Raw genomic sequence first — 3519 nt, 5'->3', positions numbered from 1 at the left:
TATTTCTGCCCTTCTTCAATTCCGATATCTGTCAAATCAATACTCATTTTATCATCCTTATTAATTACATCTTCAATATAATGTCTATTAATTAATCTAATTAAAAATTATTGCCAAAACATTATATCACATTAGTTTCCCTCATCAGATTATTTACCTAATTCATCACAAATAATGACTTGAAGGATATGAGAAGAATATTGGAGCCCAACTAAAAGACAATCTGAACTTAAAATGTAAAATAAAATAAAAATATTGATTTATTAATTTAAAAAACTTCTTAAAAGGGATTTTACCCGTATAATATACAAAATATAATATACTTTTAGCTCCCACACTATACTATTACAGACATTAACATTAAAATATTTACGGTAATTAGGAATGTCTATTTTAAAAGATAGGAAAAAATTAAAACATGATTTTATTTATATAAAACGTTTGGACTCTTCCATAAATTCTTCGGCATTATTTATCCATAATTTTGCAATACTTTCTGTAATCCCATCAACAGCATCATAATCAGCATCTTCACGTAAAGATTGAGCACGTGCAAGATATTTAGCTATATTTCTATCAAAATCACCTTGATTTACATACACTTGACCAAATAAGGAGATTAAACCTTCATGAGATTTAGGATAATGCTCTTTTTTAATTAATAATGCTTTAGCAGTTAAAAACATGCAATAATAAGCTGCACTAACAGATGTAGCATACTGCTGATTGTCGAAAAGGATTTTGCTTGAGATTAACTTATCATTTGCTTTTGAAATAAATTCATCCACTTCAGACAAGTACAACACCCTCCTCAAGCACATTAGTTAAAAATGAATAATCCTTTGTGTTGTTAAATCTGTCTACTGACATAATATGTGGAGAAATTAATTCCTGTTGGTCTAAAACAATATCACCAACTACATCAGTAATAATTGAATCAATTTCCTCCCAATAATCAGAAACGATTAAAATATCAATATCAGAATCTTTTCCATCATCACCCCGAGCAACAGAACCAAACAATATAATTCTAACTATCTTATCAGAATTAATAGCATTTGCAAACTCATGAGCAATTTTAACACGATCATTCATACATAATCCCCAAAGAATTTTATAGTTTATTATATCAAGTTCATTAATAATAAATATTTTTGAAGTGTGACTTTGTGCAAAAACGCAGAAAACTTTTTAAAAAATTAAAATAAGAAAAAGTATTAAAGGTTTAATATATTTTTTAACCCCATTAACAAAAAAATATAGCAATTAACATTAGGATTTATTTTTATGAGCAATTATATAATTGAAACTAAAAATTTAACTAAAAAATATAAAAATCAGATAGTTCTTGATTCAGTGAACATAAAAGTTGAAAAAGGAAAAATTTATGGACTTTTAGGTAAAAATGGTGCTGGAAAAACAACTACCATGAGCATTATTTTAGATTTAACAAGACCTAGTGATGGAGAAGTTAGATTATTTGGTGCTGACTCAAAAGATAATCCTCAAGTATATTCAAGAATCGGTTCCATAATAGAAACTCCCGGTTTTTACTATAATCTAACTGGATTTGAAAATCTTCGAATATTGGCAGAACTTAGAGGAAATTACAGTGAAAAAAATGTTAAAAAGGCCTTAAAAATTGTTTCACTAGATAATGAAAACAAAAAATTAGTTAAACATTATTCATTAGGTATGAAACAAAGATTAGGCATTGCTGCCGCAATTATGGATTTCCCCGAACTTTTAATTATGGACGAACCGATAAATGGCCTGGATCCAGTTGGAATTCAAGATATGAGAAAATTGTTTAAGGATTTAGTAAATGAATATGATATGACAATATTTATCTCAAGCCACATTCTTAGTGAAATAGAGCATATTCAGATATAATCGGAATAATTGATGAGGGGAAATTGGTTGAAGAAATCTCTATGGATAATCTTCATGAGAAATTAAGCAATTATGTTGATTTTGAAGTATCAGATTACAAATTAGCGACTGAAATTTTAATGAAACTTGGTTTTAATAATAACGATTTTGAAATTAAAAATATTGATGGATACGAATTTCTAAGAATATTCACCGATTTAGACAAACGTGCCGAAATCAATGAAGAATTTGTAAAACAAGGATTAAAAGTTTATAAACAAGCTTTAACTGGTGAAAACCTTGAAGAATATTTCGTTAATCTGATTGAATAGGTGTTAAATAATGTTAACTTTTATAAGAATGGAATTTTTAAAAATAAAAAGGTCAAAGCTGTTCTATATCAGTTTACTCAGTGGAATCGCATTACCTATATTCATGTTCATCAGTGCATTTTACATTCATGCCCTTGACCCAAACAGGGTTCTTCTTTTTAGTTCGTATTTGACAAATTTGAATATGTATATGAATGCAGTTTTAGCCGTATTTCTTTTTTGTATTATTGTATCTTATTTATTTGGAAGAGAATACACTGAACACACCCTCAAATCAATATTGACTCGACCGGTGTCACGAAAGAAATATTTATGTGGTAAATTCTTAATGTTCCTTATATGGATTTTAATTTTGGTTACAACATCATTCATTACATGTTGCATCTGTTCCATTTTAGGAGGGGTGGAAGGCATAAGCTTAAGCATAGCAGTTGAATATTATTTAAGAATATTAATGGGAGGATTTTTATTGTTCCTATCAATGTCTCCATTTGTTTTCATTGGTATGGTAATGAAAAACATTATTCCAGGAATCATCTGTGGTGTAGTTGCATTCATGATAAATATGATTGCATACCAACGGCCATATGCACCATATTGTCCTTGGATAAGTCCTTTCATAATATCTTCTGGAGAAATATATAACTATTCAACTGGATTAATTGTGCCAATTTTAATTTTAATAATTGTTTTCGGCATAGGCACAATATTATCATGGTTATATCTTGCAAAAAGTGATGTCCCATTATAATATTTCTTTTACTATAAAAAATAGACTTATTTAATAAAATAAAATCATTTTAAAAGTCTGTTGCCCGTATACTAACTCTCTTGAATCATTGCTAGATTACCCTTAGCTCCTCGAGTAACCCTCGAAACGGGCAGCCTATCCAATATTAACTATTTTTTAATCACAGCAAGTAAAAAAAAACTTTCTCATAAAAAAGTTAATTAAATATTAGTCAAAAATGATATGACAATAATATTATGTAAAAAATGATATTTAAAAGTAATTATGAATATAATGAGCTTGCAGCGAAATGAAATTCCCATAGAAAACCATAGTACACAAACAAAACACAAAAGGACTTCACTACTGGGATCGAAACGAGACCAGGTATAACCCCCATGCTATGACCGCAATACTCATTATATTATGAAAATGAAATAAAAATAATAAGTAAGTGATAAGGTTTGTATATATAGAAAGCTTGCAGCGAAATGAAATTCCCATAGAAAACCATAGTACACAAACAAAACACAAAAGGACTTCACTACTGGGATCGAAACGAGACCAGGTATAACCCCCATGCTA

Annotated in this window: 3 protein-coding genes, 1 rRNA gene and 1 pseudogene; 2 read left to right on the top strand and 3 right to left on the bottom strand. The window is 28.7% G+C overall.

The features are described from left to right. Window positions 1-428 precede the first annotated feature (428 nt). Together ACKI3Q_RS10190 and ACKI3Q_RS10185 are read right to left on the bottom strand one after the other, a co-directional pair. Complete coding sequence (locus tag ACKI3Q_RS10190; protein ID WP_407416480.1) at window positions 429-788, bottom strand: HEPN domain-containing protein; 360 nt, start codon at window positions 786-788, stop codon at window positions 429-431. 1 nt (window position 789) lies between these two features. Further along, on the bottom strand, window positions 790-1095 hold the full coding sequence (locus ACKI3Q_RS10185) for a nucleotidyltransferase domain-containing protein (RefSeq protein ID WP_407416479.1): 306 nt from the start codon (window positions 1093-1095) through the stop codon (window positions 790-792). A gap of 192 nt (window positions 1096-1287) precedes the next feature. Between ACKI3Q_RS10185 and ACKI3Q_RS10180 the strand changes: the two are divergent. Both ACKI3Q_RS10180 and ACKI3Q_RS10175 read left to right on the top strand, forming a co-directional pair. Then, window positions 1288-2204 (top strand): annotated as a pseudogene (locus ACKI3Q_RS10180) (ATP-binding cassette domain-containing protein). A gap of 10 nt (window positions 2205-2214) precedes the next feature. Beyond that, window positions 2215-2955, top strand: a complete 741-nt coding sequence (locus ACKI3Q_RS10175) for an ABC transporter permease (protein ID WP_407416478.1) — start codon at window positions 2215-2217, stop codon at window positions 2953-2955. 276 nt (window positions 2956-3231) lie between these two features. On the opposite strand, the gene rrf is transcribed toward ACKI3Q_RS10175, so the two are convergent. Further along, window positions 3232-3349 (bottom strand): 5S ribosomal RNA (gene rrf, locus ACKI3Q_RS10170). Window positions 3350-3519: the final 170 nt, after the last annotated feature.

This window comes from Methanobrevibacter sp., assembly GCF_045636185.1.
Lineage (GTDB): Archaea > Methanobacteriota > Methanobacteria > Methanobacteriales > Methanobacteriaceae > Methanocatella.
The sequence above is the reverse complement of the archived record's forward strand: the minus strand, read 5'-3'. Positions and strand labels throughout refer to the sequence as shown.

Coding starts and splice junctions, on each gene's coding strand:
- ACKI3Q_RS10175 (WP_407416478.1), top strand. CDS start 2,215: ATGTTAACTTTTATAAGAATGGAATTTTTAAAAATAAAAAGGTCAAAG.
- ACKI3Q_RS10185 (WP_407416479.1), bottom strand. CDS start 1,095: ATGAATGATCGTGTTAAAATTGCTCATGAGTTTGCAAATGCTATTAAT.